The organism is Rhodococcus sp. R1101, assembly GCF_000278445.1.
GTDB classification, from domain to species: Bacteria; Actinomycetota; Actinomycetes; order Mycobacteriales; family Mycobacteriaceae; genus Rhodococcus; species Rhodococcus gordoniae.
Map to the genome: position 1 here is coordinate 1 of NZ_AJVB01000866.1, position 762 is coordinate 762.

The window sequence follows — 762 nt, forward strand, 5'->3', positions numbered from 1 at the left end:
CGACCTTCGACGCCCTGTTCGACCTGTGGTTCCCGCCCGCGATCGGACGGCGCGAGGCCGACGGTCCGCAGGTGAGCATTCCACGCACCCCGACAGGGGAGGTCGACCTCGACGCGCTGCGCGACCTGCTCGCCGAACTGTTGTCCGAGGAGTCGCCGGAGTCGCTCGAAGCCACCGAGATGCTCGTCTCCGGCATCGTGGAGGAACTCGGTCGGTACGCATCGTCGAACGGACCGTCCTTCTCGGCCTACCAGGCGCTGCGGGACGTCTCCCCGGACACCCTGCTGACGAAGATCCTCGAGGGGCTCCTCGGCAACGGCACCCGGGAGGAACGCGACGACGCCGCCTACGAGAGCGAGGTCGCGCGTCGCACCGCGGCCCAGCGGATCGCCGATTTCCGGGCCATGATCGAACGCGAGACCCGCCGCCGCACCGCCGAACAGCTCGGCCGCGAACGCGTCGAGAAGTACGGGGTGCCCAAGCTCGCCGAGGAAGTCGACTTCCTGCGCGCCTCCGACGCGGAACTCGTGGCCCTGCGCCGAAGTGTCGTGCCGCTCGCAAGGCTGCTCGCGAGCCGTCTCGCCGCGCGCCGCCGCCGTGCCCGCGCCGGCGCCATCGACCTGCGCCGCACGCTGCGCAAGTCCATGTCCACCGGCGGTGTGCCCATCGATCCGGTGAACCGCAAGCCCCGGCCGGCGCGCCCGGAACTCGTCGTACTGTGCGACGTCTCCGGTTCCGTAGCCGGGTTCTCCCACTTCACGC

General features: G+C 71.0%; 1 protein-coding gene. It reads left to right on the plus strand.

The genetic code is table 11. The features are described 5' to 3' along the window. Positions 1-762: VWA domain-containing protein (locus tag R1101_RS0124845; RefSeq protein ID WP_016935811.1), on the plus strand; the 762-nt coding region annotated here is incomplete at both ends.